Source organism: Streptomyces deccanensis (genome assembly GCF_022385335.1).
Taxonomy (GTDB): Bacteria; Actinomycetota; Actinomycetes; order Streptomycetales; family Streptomycetaceae; genus Streptomyces; species Streptomyces deccanensis.
This window is the reverse complement of the sequence record NZ_CP092431.1, coordinates 1,357,565-1,378,557: the sequence shown is the minus strand read 5'-3', so window position 1 is coordinate 1,378,557 and position 20,993 is coordinate 1,357,565. Positions and strand designations below refer to the sequence as shown.

Sequence of the window (20,993 nt, the reverse complement as noted above, 5' to 3'; positions counted from 1 at the left end):
TGTTTCAGAAAGGCTCTCCATGAACAGATCCAGCTACCGGCACGCCCGCAGGAGCGTCGTGGCGTCGTCCACCGGGATCGTCCTCACGGCCCTGCTCGTCGGCTGTGGCGGGGCGGGCGGCACGGTCGCCTCCGGCGCGACCGACACCCAGGGGAAGGCCTCCGCCGCCTGCGGCAAGGTGCCGACCATCGCGCCCAAGGACCCCGACGGCGCTGTCAAGGCCCTGCCCGCGGAGCTGCAGAAGGCCTACAACGCCTACGGCGAGGACGTGTTCGCGAGCGCCTGGCGGGACAAGAAGAAGCTGGACCGCGCCGCGAAGGTCGGCTTCTCGTACCTGCCCGTCTCGAACGCGTTCGCCGCGTCCGTCGTCAAGCAGATGGACGCGAGCTTCGCCGCGGCCAAGGCCGAGGGCCTGGTCCAGGGCAAACTCGTCAAGCGCATCATGACCGACCCGGCGACCATGACCCCGGCCGAGCAGATCCGTGGCTACAACGAACTGGTCGACTCCGGTGTCGACATCATCTTCATCACGGCCCTCTCCGGCGACGCGATGGTCTCCGCGGTCGACGCGGCCGGCAAGAAGGGCGTGGTCACGGTCGCGCTCTCCTCCACCATCCGTTCCAAGTACGCCGTGAACGTGGCGGAGAACTCCTACCTGAACGTCGCCCGGCCGACCGCCCTCGTCGCGAAACAGCTCGACGGCAAGGGCAATGTCGTCGTCGTCCGCGGCTTCCAGGGACTGTCGACGGAGAAGATCGGCTACCAGGCCGTCAAGGACGTGCTGGCCGCCTGCCCCGACATGAAAATCCTCGGCGAGGTCAACGGCGCCTTCGTGCCGCCCGTGGCCAAGGCCGAGCTGCTGAAGTTCCTCTCCAGTCACCCGCAGAAGATCGACATGGTGGCGCAGCTCGGCGTCATGGGCTCCGGGGTCTACGCGGCCTTCGACTCGACCGGACGGAAGGTCCCCAAGGTGGTGGACGCCGGTGCGTCCGCCTCGTCGCTCGCCTCCTGGAAGAAGCTGGAGGCGGCCGACGGCTATGAGACCGCCGGTACGGGCGGCAACGGCACACAGGAGACGAAGGCCCTGTTCTCCGTCGGGATGATGGTGATGGCGGGACAGGGCCCGAAGGTCGGCACGATCACCCGCGAGCCGTCGTTGATCACCAAGGCGAACCTGGCCGACTACCTGCCCAAGGGCGCGAAGCCGAGCGATCTCGGAGAGGTGGCGGACGGCGAGGCGTGGATGCCGCAGGCGTACCTCGACAAGTTCTTCGACCACCCCGCGAAGAACTGAGGACCGGGGCCGTATGCAAGCGTCATCGAGTGGGAGCCGTCGGCCACCGGCCGACGGTCGGCTCGCCGGCAGGACCGCCCTGGTCACCGGCGCCGCGTCGGGCATCGGACTGGCCACGGTGAGCCGCTTCGCCGACGAGGGAGCGCGGGTCCTGGCCGTGGACCTGGACGCCGAACGGACGGCCCGGGCGGTGGCCGGGATCGCGGGGGCGATCCCGGTCGGCGCCGACGTACGGGACAGCGGTCAGGTGGACGCCGCCTACGAACGGGCCCTCACCGAGTTCGGACGGCTCGACATCGCGGTGAACGCGGCAGGCGTCTCGGGCGCCCAGGCCGACCTCTGCGAGCTCACCGACGAGGACTTCGCGGAGGTCGTCGCGGTCAACCTGACCGGTACGTTCTACTCCGTGCGAGCCGCCGTGCGGCTCATGCGCCGAAACTCCCCGTCGGGCGGGTCCGTCGTCAACGTCTCCAGCGTGGGAGCCCTCGCCAACTTCCCCCTGCCTGCCATGTATCCGGCGTCCAAGGCCGGCGTACTGGGGCTGACCCGCGCGGTGGCCGCGCTCGTGGCGGACGACGGGATCCGGGTCAACGCGGTGGCGCCCGGGGCGACGGACACACCGATGCTGCCGACGGACCGGGAGATCCGCAGTGCCGTCGTCGGGCTGGGGGTGCTGCGCCGGGCCGCCTCCGCGGAGGAGATCGCGCATACGATCCTGTTTCTCGCCGGCGACGAATCGGCGTTCTACACGGGCCAGACGCTGTCACCGAACGGCGGATACGTCATGCACTGAACCGCTCGGAGCGAGGCGGCCAAGAGCGGTGCGGCTCAGAGTGGTGCGGAGCGGTGCGGTCAGAGCGAGGCGGAGCTGAACGGCAGCCCGCTGGTGGTGGACAGCCCCTCCAGTCCCGCCCGCTTCGCCTGCTCGATGTGGTGGTTGCACGCACGCACGGCGGCCTCGGGATTGCGCGCCTCGATCGCCTCGACCATGGCGCGCAACTCCTGCACACTGCGTGCGGTGCGCCCTGGCTGGGCCAGCGAGGTGGCCCGCAGCAGGCTGAGGCGGGCCTGGACACCGCCGAGCGTGGAGTGGACCGAGCGGTTGCCGCAGCCGCGCAGCAGGACGTCGTAGAACTGGCCCTTCGCCTGGAGGATCCGCAGGGTGTCACCGTCGCCGTTCGCCATTTCAGCCAGCTGTTCGAACGCGGCGCGCAGCTCCGCCACCTGGTCGTCCGACGCGACCTCGGTGAACCGGCGCACGGCGAGCGCCTCCAGCGCGGCGCGCAGTTCGTAGAGCTCCAGCGCCTCCTGGAGTGAGGGCACCACCACGACGGCGCCCTTCTGCGGGATGGTCTTGACCAGGCCCTCGGCCGCCAGCTCGCGCAGAGCCTCGCGGATGGTGGTGCGCGAGACGCCGATCTCCTCGATCAGCTCGCGCTCGACCAGTCGCTGACCGGGCGCGTAGTGGAAACTGAGGATGGCCTGACGCAGCACATCGAGCACCTGCTGACGCAGCGGTGCGGCGACCCGGCCGACCTGGGCGGCCAGATCGACGGATCCTCCGGGGCTACGGGGCGCTGAGTTGCCTGATACGGTCACGGGATCAGGATACGGTACGGCGATCGTACAACCCAGTGGCGGTGGGCTTCCCCGAGCGAATTTCGCGGACCGACTCGGGAAGTTCAACCGCGCGACACATGGGCTGATCGGCGGGCCTCCACGCATTGCGTCGATGTCCGAACGCTCCGTGAGGCAGTCGGCAAGATTGTATGACAGGCCGGTCCGAGCGGGACAGAGCCTGCCCCGCCATGGTGTTCATCCTGGTCAAGCTACGCGTCTTCCGGGCTGCCTACCGGGGCGTCATGTGCCCGGGTGGCGTGGCCACGCGCACGGCGTCGTGCTGTCGGCGGGCGGGCGGTGGACCACAGTTCACAGCCCGGTGACCTTGGCAGTTCACAGCCCGGTGACCTTGGCGCCGGCCGACAGCTCGTAGACCAGGGTGACGGTGCGGCGGCTGCCGGGCGGCAGGGGGACGTCCCAGCGGGCGATGCCCTCGGCGTCGACCACGTCGGGCGCCGGGGAACACGCATCCTTGTGCAGGCGTATCTCGACCGCCGAGACCTCGGAGACCGGGATCCGCTCCCGAAGGACGACCACCCGCTCGCCGTGCTCTCCGGGGGCGGAGAACCGGGACAGGTGCAGCCGGACCGTGCGGGTGACCACGGTCCGCTGGGTGATTCCGGCGGAGCCGCGGGACTCCTCGGTGTGCCGGGCCACCCGGTAGTCGTCGCAACTGCCGAAGGCCAGCTCGACAGGGGCGCCGGGGGCGGTGAAGTCCAGCGTGCCGCGGCCGCTGAATCCGCTGCCTCGGACCAGGTCCACGGGCCCGGCGAGCAGTACGTGGCCGGACCGGTTGTCGAACCGCACCACCTGGGTGACCAGCGGCGACACCTCGGGTGAGCAGGCGTACTCGCTGCTCGCGGCGGCGGTGAACACGGTGAGCGGCACCCGGTGGGCGCGGCCGTCCCCGGGTACGGATACCGGCGCGGGGGATCTCAGTACCCGCGCCTCGCCGCCGTCGTCCACCCCGGGCAGGCCGAGCACCGGGGCCGGGCCGAGGTCCCCGATCTCCTCCTCGCGCAGTTCGACGTCGATCGTGCGGCGCTCCGCCGCGGAGCGGTCCTGGAGCGTCAGCCGGTCCTCTCCCAGCCGGGGCGGATCGGTGGCCCGCGCCGAGCGGGCCGTCGACAGAGTCAGCCGTACGTCCGACCAGTCCTCACCGGTGCGCTGCCAGACCATCGCGTCCGTCTCCAGCGTCAGGGAGTCCCCGTCGAGCACGGCCCGATAGGCGGGCCGCCACAGCGCACACGGGGTCAGGTGACTCAGGCGCAGCCCGACCGGCCCGGCGACCGCGGCCTCCACGGTCAACTCGACATGGCCGACCAGCTCGGCGGGCTCCTCCTCGGAGAGATCCATGGCTCGCCGGGCTTCCCCGAGTTCGGCGGCGAGGGCGGCCAGCCGGGCCTCCACGGTGCGGAGTTCCTCGCCGTGCGCGTCGCGCTCGTCGTCCACCCGGTCCAGTTCGCGGGCCCAGCGGGGTCCTTCGCTCTCCCCGGAGCCGGCGCCTTCGCCGATCTCCCGCAGCAGATCGGCGGCGAGGCGGCCGAGCAGGTCGAGGCGGGCACGCAGCCGGTCGCGTCGCAGCTCCAGAGCCACCTGCTCCTCTTCGAGGGCGTGTATGCGCCGACGCAGGGCGGAGTCGCCGGTGGACGGCCCCGGCCCGCGCGGCGTCCAGCTGCGGACGATCCGTACGTCGAGCACGGCCGCGGGATGATCGGCGGTCAGCTCGGCATGGAGGGTCCGGTCGACGGCCAGCGCACTGACCGGCCCGAAACGCAGCCGCTGGACCCCGGCCTTCAGGTCGAGCACGGCGGTGCGCTCGATGTGGGCGCGATCCTCGAGACACGTGACGGCGGTGACAGGGAGGGCGATCGGCTTCGGGGCCGTGGACATGGTGTGCGTCAGCTCCTGCGGTTGCCGCCGACCAGGGCCTTGCCGGTCGGGATGCGTATCTCGTAGCTGCCGTCGAGGGCGGCGGTGGCGCCCGCGGGCAGGTCCAGTCGCCAGACGCGGGTGCCGGGCGCATGGTGATCGGGCCCCGTGCCGTCCTCGGGTGCCGTCCAGTCGGCCCGTTCCTCGATCCGGACGTCCGGCTCGGAGGTGACCGGCACCCGCTCGCGGACCTCGACGGTGACGGGCCTCGCGAGCTGGTTGGCCAGCTCCACGTGGACGCGGTGGTCGAGCACGGTGGTGTTGCCCCGCAGGCCCGAGGTCGACTCGTGCAGGTTCGTACGACGCGTGACCCGGATGCCCTCGGCCGGCCCGAGCCCCACCCGACGGACACCACCGGGGGCGAGTGTGGGCAGCGCGGTGGTCAGCAGGAAGTCGTCGTCGACGGTGACCTCCACAGGGCCGGCCAACAGTGCCTGGTCGGTGGCGTTGGAGAGCACCAACGTCGCGTACACGGTCTGCTCCACGGACGGCACACACAGGTACTCGGTGCGCAGGCCGACCGGGATCTCGCCGACGGTGACGGTGTGCCAGGTGCCGTCCGACGGAATGTCGGCGCGGGCGGCGGCATCGAAGCGGTGGTCGAAGGTACCCGCCGACTCGCGGGGCCGCACGGCGTGGCCGGGCAGCGGCAGCGCGGCCACCGCTTCGGCGCGGCGGCGGTACTCGGTCGCCACCGGGTCGAAGGGAGCGCCGGGAAACAGCCGGCCTCTGCGATGCCCCTGTTCGTCGGGGCCGCACAGGACGAGGGCGGCGTAGTCGAGGTCGGCGCCGCTCGGCTGCGGCGGACCGGCCACCGGTGCGGGAGGGAGTGGCGGTGCGGCCCGGCCGGGAGCCGCGGGCGCCATGGGGGCCATGGGGGCGGCGGGGGCACCCGCGAAGGGGCCGCCGCCGGTCCGCGGCCCGCCGACCGACCGCGAGGGGGCCGGCTGCACGCGGTCGGCCGTCTCGCCGCCGAACGACACCGGTGCGGGGGCGTACGGGCCACCGGGCGCCGGGGCCGCGGCCTGCGGGCCGCCGTAGCCCTGCAAGGCCGGCGGCGGGGGAGGGGGCGGTGGCGGAACCGGACCGGACGCGGAGCCTTCCACGGCACCCACGGGCACGGAGCCGGCCACGACAGCCACAGGTGCGGCGGTGGTGGCAGGGCGCGGGCCGACTGCCTCGTACCCGGTGAACAGATCGGCGAGTCCTGCCGGAGGCTCGCGCCAGCCGGAGGGCGCGGGGGCGGGCTGACTGCGCCCGATCCGGATCGAGCGGAGCCTCGGCAGGTCGGTACGGCGCCGGAGATCGGCGGTGGCCAGGGCGATGCGCACGCCGGTCCAGTCCTCGCCGGTCCGCTGGGCGACCGAGGCACGCAGCACCAGACGACCACTGCCGTCGCCCTGACGGTGCGTGAGACGGTAGGTCGGCACCCAGACGGCGCCCGGCACCCCGTACTCCAGCTCCACTTCGGTCTGCGCTTCACCGGTGCCGTCGAGGGTCAGGACCGCGCAGACCGTGGTCTCCACGCGCCCTGACGGTGCCTCGGTGGAGGCGCGGGCGAGCCTGTCGGCGGCGACGGCGAGCCTGTGCTCGACGTCGTGCAGTGCGTCCTCCAGCTCGACGAGGCGGGTGTGCAGTCCCGTCAGCCGCTCGTCGACGAACTCGGCGAGCTCCAGCCACGCGTCGACCGGGGTGCGGCGGTGCGGGTCCTCGCGCCTGCGGGGAGGCGGGATCGGGTGCAGAGCCCGCACTTCCTCGATCAGGCCCAGCTGCCGGTCCCGGCGTCCCCGTGCCGCCGCGCACTCGTCGCGCAGCCGCTCGACCTCGCGCCGCAACTCGTGGGGCGGGTCACCGCCGAGCGGCTGGGCCTCGACCTCCACCCGGGCTTCGGTGACACGGACCCCAGGAGCCCCCAGGACACGGGCCCGCAGCGAGCCCGTGTCCAGCGAGGGGGGCAGTCCCGTCACCCGCACCCGGCCGTCGGGCGGAACAACTCCCCGGGCCAGACGGCGGCAGACCGCCCCCTGCGCGTACACCACGACCGAATCGAGGGTCGACCCCCACCTCCGCGCCGCCTCAACCGTCATGCGCTCCGCCCCCCTGTCCATGCTGAGCGAAGCCTACGCCCGGGCGGTGTGCGCGTCCGCGTCGCCTCAGGAGGACGCAACCGGACCGGACAAGGCCGTGGTCCTGCTGTTCGTCAACCCAGGACGGCCTGGATACCCCTGGCCATGCTGTGGGTTGCCTTCGCGGATCGCCCGAGACGACACTCGCGAGGAGCACCGTGCACTGCTTCAGGCGACCTCGGACAACGGCTGCCAGGACGGGCCGACGCCCGCCCGGCAGTCGCGCCGACTTGGGGTGGACCGTGCGGTTGCCACGTCCCTCCAGGCAGGGCTCGCCGCCGAGTTGGACAGGGTGTGCCGCCCGTCGGGTCGTACGCCTGCGCGCCGAGACGTCGGCGAGTACGGGGGCGCGGACGGCTCACGGGTCCGGGCCGCTCTCACTAGGGTGGAGACCCATGTCCACCACAACGCCCGAACAGCCGCCCCTCGTCGACCCCGCGGAACTCGTCGCGGACCCCTACGGGGTCTACGCGCGGCTTCGGGAGGCCGGGCCCGTGCACCGGATCACCGGGACGGACGGGCTGCCCGCCTGGCTCGTCACGCGGTACGACGACGTGCGCCGGGCCCTCGCCGACCCCCGGCTCTCCCTCGACAAGCGCAACGCGGCCCCCGGTGGCTACCACGGGCTCGCGCTGCCGCCGGCGCTGGACGCGAACCTGCTGAACATGGACCCGCCGGACCACACCCGTATCCGGCGTCTGGTGTCCCAGGCGTTCACCCCGCGTCGCGTCGCCCGCCTGCGCGAACCCATCCGCCGGACCGCCGACGCACTGCTCGACGCCGTCGCACCGCACGGGCGCGCCGACCTGATCGCCTCGTACGCCGCGCCCCTGCCGATCACCGTGATCTGCGACCTGCTCGGCGTCGCCCCGCACGACCGGCACGACTTCCGGTCCTGGACCGACACCCTGATCGCCCCGGACCCGACACGACCGGAACGCGCGAAGGAAGCCGTCCGCGACATGCTGGGCTTCTTCACGCTGCTCATCGCCGGCAAGCGGACCGAGCCGTCGGACGACCTGCTCTCCGCCCTGATCGCGGTGCGCGACGACGAGGACCGGCTGAGCGAGGACGAGCTCATGTCCCTCGCCTTCCTGATCCTGTTCGCGGGATACGAGAACACCGTCCACCTCATCGGCAACGCCACCCTGGCCCTCCTCCGCCACCCCGACCAACTGCGCGCGCTGCGTGCCGATCCCGGTCGACTGGGCGCCGCGATCGAGGAGTTGGCCCGCTACGACGGTCCCGTGCCCCTGGCCATCCGGCGCTTCCCGGTCGAGGACGTCACCCTCGGCGGGGTGGTCGTTCCGGCCGGTGAGACCGTCCTGTTGTCCCTGGCCGCCGCGCACCGGGACCCGCACCGCTTCACCGACCCCGACCGGCTCGACACCGGCCGCGACGCGAGCGGGCATCTCGCCCTCGGCCACGGCATCCACTACTGTCTCGGCGCTCCGTTGGCCCGGATGGAGGCCGAGATCGCTCTCGCCGCGCTCCTCGACCGGTTCCCCGATCTGGCCCTCGACATCGCGCCGGACGAGGTGCGTTGGCGGCCCTCCATGCGGTCCCGCGGTCTGCTCGACCTGCCGGTGCGCTTCTGACGGGGGCGCCGGCCGTCCGCCGCCGAGCGAGGGCGAGCGTCCGCCGCTGTGCGCGGGGACAGGCGTCCGCCGTAGTGCGCGGACGAGCGTCCGGTGGCCCCGTAACCCCGTAGTACAGTCGCGCCGTGAACACCTACTGGCACGTCGTTCTGCCGCCGCTCGGCGCCTGACCGGGCGCCGACACCGACGGTTCGATCCCCGGCCCCGACCGACCCGCAGGGCGGTCAGGGGCTGTCGTCGCGCGCCCGTCCCGGATCCAGTCCCAGACGCATGCGACGACGGAAGTTCACGACGTGCCGAACCGCACCACACCCCTGACTCCCGCGCGCCCGGCCACCGCCGGCTCGCGCCCCTCCCGCACCGGTCTCCCTCGCGCCGGGCTCCTCGACGGCCCCGCCCCCATCCTCGTCGCGGCGGTGCTGTGGGGCACGACCGGGACCGTCGCCTCGCTGGCACCGGCCGGCGCCCCGGCGGCGGCCATCGGCTGCGCCGGTCTCGCCCTCGGCGGCATCCTGATGTTCCTCACCTCCCGAGGTGCCCGCTCCCTGCCCGCCGCCTGCACCCGCTCGGAGCGCCTGCTGCTGTTCCTCGGCGCCGTGACGGTGGCCGGTTATCCGGTCACCTTCTACCCGGCGGTCGCCCGGACCGGCGTGGCGGTCGCCACCGTGATCGCACTGGGCAGCGCGCCGGTGTTCGCGGGACTGCTGGCCTGGATCACCGGCCGGGCCCGGCCCACCGCGCGTTGGACGGTGGCCACCACTGCCGCCGTGGTGGGCTGCGTCCTGCTGGTGACCGGCCCTCAACTCGCCGGGCACACCGGGACGATGGACCTCGTCGGCGTCGCGCTGGCCGCGTGCGGCGGGCTGTCGTACGCCGTGTACGCGCTGATCGGCGGCACGCTCATCTCGCGCGGACACGCCTCCGACGCGGTGATGGGGGTGCTGTTCGGGGCGGCCGGGCTGCTCGTCCTGCCGGTCGTGGTGGTCGCCGGCACGGGCTGGACGGCCACCGTTCGCGGTGCGGCGGTCGCGGGGTACCTCGCCCTGTTCACCGTCTTCCTCGCCTACCGGCTCTTCGGGTACGGACTGCGCCGCACACCGGCGTCGACGGCCACCTCGCTGACGCTCGGCGAGCCCGCCGTGGCGGCGGTCCTGGGCGTCTTCCTCCTCGGTGAACGGCTGCCCGCCGTCTCCTGGTGCGGGCTGGCCGTCCTCGCCCTCGGCATGGTCCTGCTGGCCGTCCCCGCCGGGACGGGCCGACGGCGCCGGTAGCAGAGCCCCCCGATCCCGTCCGTGAGGTAAGGCTGACCTAACTGACTTCGGTTAGTGTGCGAGGTGCACCTGTCGCCGCACGTACACACCTTGGGGGTCGGCCTTGCCGCGCACGATCGGGACCACCGCCGGAGACGACCCGGAAGCCGTGGCCGGCGCGGGGCGGAGCGAGGAGGGGTGGGTCGAACTGGGGTCGCGCGAGGCGTTGCGCGAACTGCTGGGCGAGCCCTGGCCGGTGGTGATCGAGAAGGTCCACGACCGGCTCACCGACCAGGACCGGGGCATCCTGGCCCGCTCCCCGTTCTGCCTGCTGGCCACCTCCGACGCGCGGGGCGGCTGCGACGTCTCCCCGCGCGGGGACGCGCCGGGCTTCACCCATGTCGTCGACCCCGGGACGATAGCCCTGCCCGACCGGCCGGGGAACCGGCGCGGCGACAGCTTCCACAACATCCTCGACAACCCGCACGCCGGACTGCTGTACCTGATCCCGGGCTCCAAGGAGGTCCTGCGGGTCAACGGCCGGGCGCGGATCCTCGCCGACGCCCCGTTCTTCGACGCGATGACGCTCGACGACCGGCGGCCCTCGCTGGCGCTGGTCCTGGAGATCGACGAGATCTACCTGCACTGTCCGCAGTCCCTGCGCCGGTCGGGCGTGTGGGATCCGCGGTCGTGGCCGACCGGCTGAATCCGGCCGACGGGGCCCGTTGTCGGCCAATATTTAGGTTAGGCTAACCTTCGCTTGTGAGATCTGGTGAGGAAGCAGCCGACACCCCGAGGCTCCGCGGGCACGCACTGTCGGCCACGGGTGTGACCGTGTCGTACGACGGCGTCGACGTCGTGCACGATGTCGCGATCGCGCTCCGGCCCGGCGAGGTGACCGCCCTGGTCGGCCCCAACGGCAGCGGCAAGTCGACGCTCCTGCGGACCGTCGCCCGGCTGCAGCGGCCCCGCCACGCCGCGCTCAGGATCGACGCCGACACCGACGGACTCGCCCTGACCTCCCGTGAGTTCGCGCGGCACGTCGCCCTGCTGACCCAGGGCCGGCCCACGCCCAGCGGACTGACCGTGCGGGACGTCGTCGAGTTCGGCCGCTACCCGTATCGGGGCCGCTTCGGTCGCCGGGACCCCGACGCGACGGCCGCCGTCGACCGGGCGCTCGCGCTCACCGGCGTCCTCGGCCTCGCGGAGCGCGGCGCCGACCATCTCTCCGGCGGGCAGTTGCAGCGAGTGTGGCTCGCCAGTTGTCTCGCCCAGGAGACCGGCGTCCTCCTGCTGGACGAACCGACCACCTATCTCGACCTGCGCTACCAGGTCGAACTCCTCGACCTCGTCCGCGATCTGGCGGACGACCACGGCATCGCCGTCGGCGTCGTCCTGCACGACCTCGACCAGGCGGCGGCCGTCGCCGACCGGATCACCCTGCTCGAAGCGGGCCGGATCGTCGCCGAGGGCCGCCCCGAGGACGTCCTCACGCCGGAACGTCTGACCGCCGTCTACGGCATCCGCATCGATGTCGACACCGACCCCCTCACCGGCCGACTGCGCACCCGCCCGATCGGTCGTCACCACACCCGCACCACCACCAGCGAAAGGCTCCGCTCCACCTCATGAGACGTCTCCTGCTCCCCGCGACCACCGTCGTCGCGGCGCTCACCCTCGCCGCCTGCGGTACCACCGAGCCCGCCGCCGACAGCACCGAGAAGACCTCCGAGGCCATCACCCTCACCGACTCCACCGGCAAGAAGGTCGAACTCGACGGCCCGGCCACCAAGGTCGTCGCCACCGAGTGGAACGAGGTCGAGTTCCTCCTCACCCTCGGCGTCGACCCCGTCGGCGTCGCGGACGTCAAGGGCTACAAGACCTGGGACCAGGCGGTCCCGCTGAAGAACGAGCCGAAGGACATCGGCACGCGGGGCGAGCCGAGCATGGACACCATCGCCTCCCTCAAGCCCGACCTCATCGTGGCCTCCTCCGACCTGGCGCCCGCCGCCGTCAAGCAACTGCGCGAGATCGCCCCGGTGCTGGGGATCCAGTCCGCCGACGCCTCCGACCAGATCGGGCAGATGCTGGACAACCTCGACCTCATCGCCAAGGCCACCGGCACCACCGACCGGGCGAAGACCGCCCGGGAGAGCTTCGAGGCCAAGGTCGCCGAGGGCAAGAAGGCCCTCGCCGACGCCGGACTCGACGGCACCGACATCGCCTTCGCCGACGGCTACGTCGCCTCCAACCAGGTCTCCCTGCGCCCGTACACCAGCGGTTCGCTGATCGGCGCCGTCAACGAGCGGCTCGGTCTGAAGAACGCCTGGAAGGTGAAGGGCGACGCCGACTACGGCCTCGGCACCACCGACGTCGAGGGTCTGACCGGGCTGCCCAAGGACGTCCAGTTCGCCTACATAGGCAACGACGAGGACGAGACCAGCAACCCCTTCGGCAACGAGCTGGCGAAGAACGCCGTCTGGAAGTCCCTCGCGTTCGTGAAGTCCGGCGACGTGCACCGACTGCCCGACGGCATCTGGATGTTCGGCGGCCCCGGGTCGATGGAGGCGTACATCGACGGCCTCGTCGACGCGCTGACGAAGTAACGGACCGAGCAGCAGAGAAGCAGACGAAGAGACGAAGCAGAAGCACGGAGCCATGGCCGTCACCGCGACTTCCCCCGCCACCCGTCCGTCGGCAGCGGCGACCCGGACGGGCGCGACCGCGGTGACGGCCGCGCTCGTCCTCCTGGTCGCCGCCCTCGCCGTCGTCGACCTCACCCAGGGCACCGCGGCCGTCGGGCCCGCCGAGGTGATCAAGGCCCTGACCGGACGGGCCGACCCCGGCGACGCGTCCGTCGTCATCGCCTCCCGGCTGCCCCGGATGACCGCCGGCATCCTCGTCGGCGTCCTGCTCGGGGTGGCGGGCGCCGTGCTCCAGGCCGTCAGCCGCAACGTCCTCGCCTCACCCGACACCCTCGCCGTGAACGCCGGCGCCTACCTGGCCCTCGGCATCGTCGGCGTCACCGGGGTCTCGCTGCCGCTGCTCGCCTCCTCCGGCGTCGCCTTCGTGGGCGGACTGCTGGCGGCGGCCGTCGTGCTCTCCCTCTCCGGCCTCGGCACGGGCACCGTACGGCTCGTGCTCGCCGGCACCGCCCTGATGCTGGGCCTGAACTCCCTCACCGAGGGCCTGCTGTTGCTGTTCCCGCAGCAGACCGAGGGCCTCTACCAGTGGAACCAGGGCAGCATCGGCCAGAACGGCTTCGACGGCATCCTGCAGATGCTCCCGGTCGCCGCGATCGGGCTCGTGGGCCTGCTGCTGACGGCCCGTCGGGTCGACGCGCTCGCCCTCGGCGACGACGCCGCGCGCGGGCTCGGCGTCCCGGTCCGCGCCACCCGGGTGACGGTCGTCGTCCTCGCCACCCTGCTGTCCGCGGCGGCCGTCACCCTCGCCGGGCCCATCGGCTTCGTCGGCCTGTGCGCGCCCGCGCTGGTGCGGCCCCTCGCCCGCCGCATCCGGGGCTTCGTGCGCACCCGGGGCTCTCTGCCCGTGGCCGGCCTGGTGGGGTCCGGGCTGGTCCTCGGGTCGGACGTCCTGCTGCGCGCCCTCGTCCCCTCCGACACGGCGGTCGCCGTCCCCACCGGCGTCGTCACCAGCCTGGTCGGCGCGGTGTTCCTGGTGGTGATGGCGCTACGGCTGCGGGACACCTCCACAGCCGAGGCGCCCGACCGGCTGCGCATCCCCAGCCGTACGGCGTTCCTGGTCACGTTGGCCGTGCTCGTGGCCGTGACGGTGGGCGTCACCGTCGCCGGCGTCCTGCTGGGCGACAGCAAACTCCTGCTCGGCGATGTCGCGAACTGGGCACAGGGACGGGCCGGCCGGACCGTGTCCTTCGTCCTCGACACCCGGGTGCCGCGGGTCCTCGCGGCCCTCTGCGCGGGCGCGGCCCTCGCCCTGGCCGGAACGCTGGTGCAGGCCGTGACCCGCAACCCCCTCGCGGAACCGGCGATCCTCGGCGTCTCCGGCGGCGCCGCGCTCGGCGCCGTGCTGCTCGTCACCACCGTGCCCGTCGTCGGGGGCTGGGGCGTCGCGGGCGCCGCGTTCGCGGGTGCCGCTCTCGCCTCGGTGGTCGTCTTCGGGCTCGCCGCCCGGGGCGGCTACCAGCAGAACCGGCTGGTGCTCGTCGGCATCGGCGTGGCCGCCGCGACCACGGCACTGATCAGTCTGCTCATCGTGCTCACCGACCCGTTCAACGCCACCAAGGCGTTGACCTGGCTGTCCGGTTCGACGTACGGCCGGACCATGCCGGACGTGCTGCCCGTCGCGTGCGTGGTGGCCGTGGGGCTCGTCGTCGCGGTCGCCCGCCGTACCGAACTGGACCTCGTCTCCCTGGACGAGCACACCCCGCGCCTGCTCGGCCTGCGACTGTCCCGGGCCAGGCTCGGGTTCCTGGTGGTGGCCGTCCTGCTCAGCGCGACCGCCGTCGCCTCCGCCGGCACCATCGGTTTCGTGGGCCTCGTCGCACCGCACGCGGCGCGGGCGCTCGTCGGCCGACGGCATGCACGGGTGGTCCCGGTCGCCGTGCTCCTCGGGGCCACGCTCGTCTGCGCGGCGGATCTCCTCGGCCGTACGGTGATCGCGCCCGCCCAGCTCGGCGCCGGACTGATGACCGCCGTGATCGGCACGCCGTACTTCCTCCACCTGCTGATACGGACCCGACGCTAGCCCGTGGGGCCGCCGTGTCCGGAAGCGGCGGTCGTTGCGTGCGGGCCGGCCCTCACCCGCCCGCCCAGGCCGCTCTTAATCGATCGCGAGGGCGGAGCCCGCCGGGCACAATCGGCCCCATGCCGACCACCGCGGAGCAACTGCTGTCCGCCCTCGAACCGTGCCGTTCCCCGCACGCCTCACCCTGACGGCACGGACCGCCCGCGGGCTCGCGGAGGAAGGGACGCTCGCCCCGCTCCTGGCCGACCTCGACGGACGCGGGCCGTACGAACGGCGGCTCGCGGCGCTGGCGGCGCTCGTCGGACGGGACGTGGAGTTCCTCGCGGAGCGACTGGCCGACCCGGACCCGGTGGTCGCCGGGTACGCGCGGCGCGCCGTACGCGACCTGCCCGTGCCGGACCGGGCGGTCGAGGCGGCCTACGACGACGCACCGGCCGTGCGGCGACAGCGGCTGGCCGGTCTGCTCGCCGCCGGAGGCCGCACCGCACTCGCCGAGCGGATGGTGGTCCGGCTGCGCGCCGAGTGGGGCGACACCGAGGCCGCGCGGCTGCTGCCGGCCTGCTCCACCCCGTTCGTGGCACGGGAGTTGCCCGGACTCGCCCACGCCGTCGACGGCTGGACCCGGCTCGCGTCCCGGCACCCCGACCCGGTGCTCGACCACGCCGAGCGGACCCTGGCCGACCGGGCGGGCGGGGAGCAGCGGGACGACTGGTGGCGGGTGCACGCCACCAAGGTCGCGGCGCTCGCGCCCCTGCGCCCCGAGCGGGTGCTGACCCTGCTGGAGCGGCACGGCCCCGGCAGCCTGCCGCCCGCGCTCAGCCGCGGACTCACGCCCTTGGCCACCGCCGACGCCGAACGTGTCATCCGCTGGATCACCTCGCCCGACCGCGGACGGCCGCGCCACGAGCCGGTGCCGCCCCCTGGAGCGCTGCGCGCGCTCCTGCGGGCCGAGCCCGCGTCACTGATCGCGCTGGGCCGGCACTGGCTGCAGCGCGTCCCGCTCTTCGCCCGGCTGGTCGGAGCCATGGCTCCGGGCCGACGCCCCGCGTTCGTGGACGCGGTCGGCGGCGACGCGGCGGAGACCGTCCTCGAACTGCTGCCGCGCGAGCGCCGCTGGGCGGAGGTGCGGCGCGCGGCGGCCGCTGCCGACGGGACCAACTACTGGTGGGACGACCTGGACACCCTCGCCAACGGTCCGCTCGACGAGGCACGCCCCGCCCTGCTGGCCGCGATCGGGCGGTCCGACGCCGACGACCGGGCCGCCGCCTGGCCGTTGTTCGTGGCCTGCGTCGCCCGGGACGGCGGCCGCGCGGCGATCACCGAGCTGCTGACGACGGCGGGACGACGGCTGCGCAACGATCGGGACCCCGTCCGCGCCGCGGCGCTCGGCGCCCTCGCCGCGACACCCCCGCGCCTCTTCGCCCCGGACGACGCTCCGCTGCTCGACACGATCGCCACGGCCGCGCTGGAGGCACGGGACACCTCGCCCGACACCCTGACGGCCCTACGCACCCTGGCCGTACGCCTGCTCGTCGAGCACGAGGCGGGGGGCGAGGCCGCGACCGGGGACGGAGCCGGCGGTGTCGGGCTGGGGGAGTGGGCACTGCGGGTGGTGGTGCGGATCGCCGAGCGGGTCGGGGTGCCCGACTTCGGGGAACTGCACCGGGAGTTGCGCAGGGGGCAGGAGCACGAGGTCCTCGGTGCCCTGCGGCCCTGGCTCGACGCCGGGGCCGGGCGGGCCGACTTCCGGCTGCTGTTGGGGCTGGCCGCCGCACTGGGACCGCGCGCCCGGCGACTGCCCGAACTCCAGGACCGGCTGGCCACGGCCGTGGAACGCGGCGACGACGAGACTGTCGAGGCGGCGGCCCGGCTGTGGCTGGCCGCACCGGCGACCCGCGACGAACGGGCCGCCCGCATCGTCGCTCGCGAACCGTCGGCCGTGGCCCTCCCTCCCGTACGGCACGTACTGTCCCGGCGGCGCACGGACCTGCTGGACACCCTGCTGGCCGAGACCCCGCCCCACGGCCGCTTCCTGGCGGAGGGCGCCCAGCGTCCGATGCCGGCCCTCGGCGACAGCGACCGCTGGCTGCCCCGCCAGCAGCGAGCGGCGGTCCGGCTGGCCGCGAGGGCGACCGCGGACCGTACGCTCCCGCTCGACGAACGCGCCGCGCTGATCCGGGCCGCCGCCCCGGTGCCCGAGTTCGGGCGTGCCCTGGCGCTCGCGCACACGGACGACCCGGACGTGGTCGTCGCCGAGGCCGCGCTCGGCGCCCTGCCCCGGACCGATCGGCCCCACGACGCCCTGCCGACGCTGCTCGACCAGGCCGACGGCGACCGCGCCGGGGTCGCCGTGTACGCGGCGGTACGCGCCGCCCGCCACACCGCCCCGTCCCGACTCGCCCACGCCCTCGGCCCGTTGCTCACCGGGGAACGGCCCGCGAAGGTCACCTCCCGCAAGGAGGCCGTACGGCTCGCCGCCCGCTTCCTGCCACCCCGGGACGCGGCCCCCCTGCTGGCGGGTGCCTACCACGCCCCCGACGGCCACCCGGACGTACGGGCCGCCGTCGTGCGCGCGCTGCCCCCGCTGCTCGACGAGCCGGAGGCCCGGGCCCTGATCGAGGACGCGGCACGCGACGACACCGCCCCCGTGCACGAAGCCCTCCTGGCCGTCACCCCCTGGGAGTTGGCCGAGACGCACCGCCGGGCGTACGCCGCCGCCGTCCTCGCGGCGTACGACCGAGCCCTCGCGCTCACGGAGGGCTTCGCCGGCCACGCCGTGCTGCGTGCCATGGCGGTGTGGTGCCGCTACTCGCCCGACATCGCCCACCGCATCTCCCGGACGGTCAGCGACCTCGACGACCGGGCGCGCTGGAGCCACGCCGCGTGGGCGCTGCGCGATCTGGCCGTCTCCGAACTGCCGCACCCCGTGGGCGGCGCCGCGCCCGGCAGCGTCTTCCACAGCGCCGTGGCCGAGCTGCTGGCCGCGACGCACACGCCGGAAGGCGGCTGCGACGCGCTGGAGAGCCGTGACGTGCCCGCTTTGCAGAGGCTGCGGCACCTGACGTCGTTCGCCTACGCCGAGGGCGTCCGCACCGAGTTGCTGGAGGCGGTCGCCGCGCAGCTCGCGGGCGAACCGCTGCTCGCGGCGGAACACGCCGAGCTGCTGGGCCAGTTGGTCGACCTCGCCGTGGAACCGACCGAACTGCTCGGACGCCTGCGGGACCTGGCGGCGGCGTTCGAGGACGTCGGGGTGAGCGTCGCGGTGCAGACCTCCGACCGGCTGCGGACGTCGGCGCACCGCGCTCCGGAGTGCGCCGAGGGCCTGCTGACCGCCGCCGACGGATTCGCCCGCGACGGTGCCACCGCGACCGGCCTCCTGGCGGTCGGGCTGGTGAGGGGGGCGGGGCTGTCCCTCGGCTGGACCGAGGAGCGGCGCGCCCTGCTGCGGCTGCTGCGGCGCCATCCCGACCCCGATGTGCGCCACCAGGCGTACCGGACCACGACGCACAACGAATGACGCCCCCGGACGGTCGGCGTGGCGCCGACGAGGACGGCCGCTGGCATGTCACCGGTGACGTCGACGACTTCCTCGCCCGAGCCGGGGACTTCCTGCGCTCGCGTCCCGCCCCGCACACCGTGCACCTGACGGTCACCGAGACACTGCGTACGTCCGGGGCGGACGCCTACGGTGTCGAGGCCCCCGTTCTCGGTCTGCTGGAGCGGGCGGGCGAGGTCCGCGCCACGTTCTTCCGCACCCCGCCGCACCGGCTGAACCTCACGCCTCTCACCCCCGGGGAGGCGGACGCCCTCGCCGCGCGTCTGGCCGGCCTCGGCCATCGCCTCCCCGGCGTCAGCGCGGACCAGGGCACCGCCTCCGCCTTCGCCGACGCGTGGCACCGGCTCACCGGGGCGGCGCCGACCCTGTCGGCGCGTCGCCGTCTGTACCGCCTCGGCACCCTCGCCCCACCCCGACCGCTCCCGCCGGGCCGGAGCCGGCTGGCCGGCCCGCGGGACCGTGAGCGACTCGTCCGCTGGTACCACGAGTTCGCCGCCGCCGTCGGAGAGGAGCCCACCGAGGCCGCGGCCGCCCGCTTCGCCCAAGGACGCGTCACCCTCTGGGAGACCCCGGACGGCGTTCCCGTCTCCATGGCCGCCGTGACCCCGGTGATCGCCGGTCAGGTGCGGGTGGCGGCCGTCTACACCCCGGCCCGCCTGCGGGGACGCGGGTACGCGGGAGCCGTGACCGCCGAGGTGAGCCGTGCCGCGTCGGCCGCGGGCGCGCGGCAGGTGCTGCTGTTCACCAACCTCGCCAACACCACGAGCAACGCCCTGTACGTCCGCCTCGGTTACCTCCCGGTCGACGACTTCACCGTGTACGACTTCGCGCCGCCGACACGCTGACGCGGCGGGCTGCCGGAGCCGTCGAAGCCGCTGGAGTGGCAGGGGGCGTCGCTGTCGCCGGGGTCGGTGAGGGGGGCTTGCGGAGGAGGAGTAGGGCCGCGTCGTCGTGGAGGCGGCCGCCTACGTGTGTGAGGAGTTCGTCGTGCAGGGCCGTGAGCGTGCGGGCCGGCTCCTCGGACAGGTGGTGTGCCAAACGCTCCGTGAGCGGGTAGAACTCGCGGTCGCGGTCCCGGGCCTCCGTGACCCCGTCGGTGTAGAGCAGCAGCTGTTCGCCGTCGGTGAAGGGCAGCGTCTGGAGCGCCGGGGTCTCGCCCGTGAGGGCACGCAGCCCGAGGGGCGGCGCCGGAAGGGCCGGCTCGACGGGCACCACGTCGTCGCCGCGCACCAGCAGTGGCGGCGCGTGCCCGCAGTTGACCAGCTCCAGCCGATCCGGCTCGGGGTGCCCGGCGACCACGGCGGTGACGAAGTCGTCGCAGCGCAGGTTGCGGGCCAGGCTCCGCTCGATCCGGTCGACGACGGCGAGCAGGTCGGGCTCCTCGTACGCCGCCTCGCGGAACACCCCGACCACCAGAGCGGCGATCCCCACCGCGGGCAGCCCCTTGCCGCGCACGTCGCCCACGATCAGCCGTACCCCGTAGGGGGTGGGTACGAGCGCGTACAGATCCCCGCCGATACGGGCCTCCGCGGCGGCCGCGCTGTACCGGACGGCCACCTGGAACGGACCGACGACCGCCGGCACCGGCTGGAGCAGCGCGTGCTGGGCGGCCTCGGCGACCGAGCGGACGGCCGCGAGGACCCGTTCGCGCCGTCCTCGCAACGCGCCGGCCAGGCCGCTCGCCAGGGTGACGGCCGCCAGCGCGGACAGTACGGCGGCCAGCTCACGGCCCGGAGCCCCTTCCCGGACGCCGAGCAGTGTGCCCAGCACCCCGGCCAGCAGCCCGACACAGAGGACGCCGCCGGGCCCGCTGGTGGTGGCGGCCAGCGCGGGCCCGACGGCGAGCAGCGGCAGCCAGGTCAGCCCGGTCCCGCCGAACAGACCGACGACCACGATGCCGGAGACGATCAGCACGGGCAGGACGGGCGTCCCGGAGGCCAGCTGCGCGGCGGCCGGTCGTTTCCGGGGCGGCCGGATCGGATCGTGGTCGGCACCGAGCTCTCGGGTGTGCCTCATGTTTCGCCCGCAGTCCTCACCTGTCCGTGGAGCATGCACTCCGGAATTGTCCGTTTGGTCCAGGAAAGAGGATCGGTGCGGGCGCCACAAGGAGACGATTTTCAGATAGTGAGCGACAGGCCCCTGGTCACCCGGCTCGCGGTCGGGAGCAGCCGGGCCCGGACCTCGTCGAGCCGGGAGAGGCGGTCCGCCCGCAGGGAGACGCCGAGCGAGCCGAGCGTGTCGCCGCTGTAGACGGGCACCGCGACACAGACCGTGCCGAGGGCGTACTCCTCCAGGTCCGTGACGGCCGGTGCGATGGGGGAGTCGTCCAGCCGGCGGAGCAGTTCCGGGGCGTCGGTGATGGTCCGGGGAGTGAGGTCGGCGAGGTGGTGCCGGGAGAGGTAGTCCTTGCGGGACTCCTCGTCCAGTTCGCGCAGCACCGACTTGCCCAGCGCGGTGGCGTGCCCGGCGTCCTCGAACCCCACCCAGAGGTCCACCCGGGGCGCCCGGGCGCTGTCCACGATCTCGGCGACCCTGATCTCACCGTCCTCGTAGAAGGTGAGGTACGCGGCGGTGGTCAGCTCGTCCCGCAGTGCGGCGAGCGTCGGCCGGACCCGGCTGAGCAGTGCCTGACCCCTGCCGGTGGTGTGCAGGGCCGTCACCTTGTCGCCCAGGACGAACCCGCCGTCGGCCAGTTTCCGCAGGTAGCCGTCGTGGACGAGGGTCCGCAGCAGGTGGTAGGCGGTGGCCAGCGGCAGCCCCGTCTCCCGCGCCAGCTGTTTCGCGGGCGCGCCGTTCTCGTGGGCGCTCACCGCCTCCAGCAGGCGGAAGGCCCGCTGCACGGAGGTGATGAGTGTGGGGCCGGGGCCTTCGTGCGCAGCCATACGACCAGCG

At 73.9% G+C, this 20,993-nt stretch carries 14 protein-coding genes and 1 pseudogene; 10 read left to right on the top strand and 5 right to left on the bottom strand.

Annotated features, from left to right (window positions below):
* Positions 1 to 19: 19 nt before the first annotated feature.
* Both L3078_RS06185 and L3078_RS06180 read left to right on the top strand, forming a co-directional pair.
* Entirely contained in the window at positions 20 to 1,294 is a 1,275-nt protein-coding gene (locus L3078_RS06185; protein ID WP_239751648.1) for a substrate-binding domain-containing protein, read from the top strand.
* A 13-nt stretch (positions 1,295 to 1,307) separates the two neighbouring features.
* The gene (locus L3078_RS06180; RefSeq protein WP_239751647.1) at positions 1,308 to 2,087 is read left to right on the top strand and encodes an SDR family NAD(P)-dependent oxidoreductase; all 780 of its coding nucleotides are present in this window, start codon (positions 1,308 to 1,310) and stop codon (positions 2,085 to 2,087) included.
* Between the two features lie 59 nt (positions 2,088 to 2,146).
* Here L3078_RS06180 and L3078_RS06175 read toward each other — a convergent pair whose 3' ends face one another.
* From L3078_RS06175 to L3078_RS06165, 3 genes are all read right to left on the bottom strand, one after another.
* Positions 2,147 to 2,893 carry a GntR family transcriptional regulator gene (locus tag L3078_RS06175; protein ID WP_239751645.1) on the bottom strand — a complete coding sequence of 249 codons (747 nt, stop codon included), beginning with the start codon at positions 2,891 to 2,893 and terminating at the stop codon, positions 2,147 to 2,149.
* A gap of 354 nt (positions 2,894 to 3,247) precedes the next feature.
* A complete protein-coding gene (locus L3078_RS06170; RefSeq protein ID WP_239751643.1) occupies positions 3,248 to 4,807 on the bottom strand; it encodes a DUF4139 domain-containing protein in 1,560 nt (519 codons plus the stop codon).
* Positions 4,808 to 4,815: 8 nt separating this feature from the next.
* The gene (locus L3078_RS06165) at positions 4,816 to 6,933 is read right to left on the bottom strand and encodes a DUF4139 domain-containing protein (RefSeq protein ID WP_239751640.1); all 2,118 of its coding nucleotides are present in this window, start codon (positions 6,931 to 6,933) and stop codon (positions 4,816 to 4,818) included.
* Positions 6,934 to 7,367: 434 nt separating this feature from the next.
* Here L3078_RS06165 and L3078_RS06160 point away from each other — a divergent pair, with 434 nt between their 5' ends.
* From L3078_RS06160 to L3078_RS06125, 8 genes and pseudogenes are all read left to right on the top strand, one after another.
* On the top strand, positions 7,368 to 8,570 hold the full coding sequence (locus L3078_RS06160; RefSeq protein ID WP_239751638.1) for a cytochrome P450 family protein: 1,203 nt from the start codon (positions 7,368 to 7,370) through the stop codon (positions 8,568 to 8,570).
* Positions 8,571 to 8,863: 293 nt separating this feature from the next.
* The gene (locus L3078_RS06155; RefSeq protein WP_239751635.1) at positions 8,864 to 9,841 is read left to right on the top strand and encodes a DMT family transporter; all 978 of its coding nucleotides are present in this window, start codon (positions 8,864 to 8,866) and stop codon (positions 9,839 to 9,841) included.
* Between the two features lie 103 nt (positions 9,842 to 9,944).
* The gene (locus tag L3078_RS06150; protein WP_420864043.1) at positions 9,945 to 10,526 is read left to right on the top strand and encodes an MSMEG_1061 family FMN-dependent PPOX-type flavoprotein; all 582 of its coding nucleotides are present in this window, start codon (positions 9,945 to 9,947) and stop codon (positions 10,524 to 10,526) included.
* Between the two features lie 56 nt (positions 10,527 to 10,582).
* Positions 10,583 to 11,452 (top strand): ABC transporter ATP-binding protein, encoded by an 870-nt coding sequence (locus L3078_RS06145; RefSeq protein WP_239751632.1) that lies wholly within the window; start codon positions 10,583 to 10,585, stop codon positions 11,450 to 11,452.
* Positions 11,449 to 12,426, top strand: a complete 978-nt coding sequence (locus tag L3078_RS06140) for an ABC transporter substrate-binding protein (RefSeq protein WP_239751629.1) — start codon at positions 11,449 to 11,451, stop codon at positions 12,424 to 12,426. Before L3078_RS06145 ends, L3078_RS06140 begins: the two co-directional genes overlap by 4 nt.
* A gap of 43 nt (positions 12,427 to 12,469) precedes the next feature.
* A pseudogene (locus L3078_RS06135) lies at positions 12,470 to 14,545 on the top strand (iron ABC transporter permease); the annotation flags it as partial.
* Positions 14,546 to 14,705: 160 nt separating this feature from the next.
* Entirely contained in the window at positions 14,706 to 18,062 is a 3,357-nt protein-coding gene (locus tag L3078_RS06130; protein WP_239751625.1) for a hypothetical protein, read from the top strand.
* Complete coding sequence (locus L3078_RS06125; protein ID WP_239751623.1) at positions 18,059 to 18,946, top strand: GNAT family N-acetyltransferase; 888 nt, start codon at positions 18,059 to 18,061, stop codon at positions 18,944 to 18,946. The genes L3078_RS06130 and L3078_RS06125 overlap by 4 nt, the downstream gene beginning before the upstream one ends.
* Here L3078_RS06125 and L3078_RS06120 read toward each other — a convergent pair.
* On the bottom strand, positions 18,912 to 20,117 hold the full coding sequence (locus tag L3078_RS06120; protein WP_239751620.1) for a PP2C family protein-serine/threonine phosphatase: 1,206 nt from the start codon (positions 20,115 to 20,117) through the stop codon (positions 18,912 to 18,914). The two genes, L3078_RS06125 and L3078_RS06120, sit on opposite strands and share 35 nt — an antisense overlap.
* 101 nt (positions 20,118 to 20,218) lie before the next feature.
* Positions 20,219 to 20,983 (bottom strand): IclR family transcriptional regulator, encoded by a 765-nt coding sequence (locus L3078_RS06115; RefSeq protein WP_239751616.1) that lies wholly within the window; start codon positions 20,981 to 20,983, stop codon positions 20,219 to 20,221.
* Between the last annotated feature and the right edge of the window lie 10 nt (positions 20,984 to 20,993).

What these genes read in the sequence shown, in the direction of transcription:
- L3078_RS06120 (WP_239751620.1), bottom strand. Translation starts at nt 20,117, where the DNA reads ATGAGGCACACCCGAGAGCTCGGTGCCGACCACGATCCGATCCGGCCG.
- L3078_RS06165 (WP_239751640.1), bottom strand. Translation starts at nt 6,933, where the DNA reads ATGACGGTTGAGGCGGCGCGGAGGTGGGGGTCGACCCTCGATTCGGTC.
- L3078_RS06115 (WP_239751616.1), bottom strand. Translation starts at nt 20,983, where the DNA reads ATGGCTGCGCACGAAGGCCCCGGCCCCACACTCATCACCTCCGTGCAG.
- L3078_RS06180 (WP_239751647.1), top strand. Translation starts at nt 1,308, where the DNA reads ATGCAAGCGTCATCGAGTGGGAGCCGTCGGCCACCGGCCGACGGTCGG.
- L3078_RS06125 (WP_239751623.1), top strand. Translation starts at nt 18,059, where the DNA reads ATGACGCCCCCGGACGGTCGGCGTGGCGCCGACGAGGACGGCCGCTGG.
- L3078_RS06185 (WP_239751648.1), top strand. Translation starts at nt 20, where the DNA reads ATGAACAGATCCAGCTACCGGCACGCCCGCAGGAGCGTCGTGGCGTCG.
- L3078_RS06170 (WP_239751643.1), bottom strand. Translation starts at nt 4,807, where the DNA reads ATGTCCACGGCCCCGAAGCCGATCGCCCTCCCTGTCACCGCCGTCACG.
- L3078_RS06160 (WP_239751638.1), top strand. Translation starts at nt 7,368, where the DNA reads ATGTCCACCACAACGCCCGAACAGCCGCCCCTCGTCGACCCCGCGGAA.
- L3078_RS06140 (WP_239751629.1), top strand. Translation starts at nt 11,449, where the DNA reads ATGAGACGTCTCCTGCTCCCCGCGACCACCGTCGTCGCGGCGCTCACC.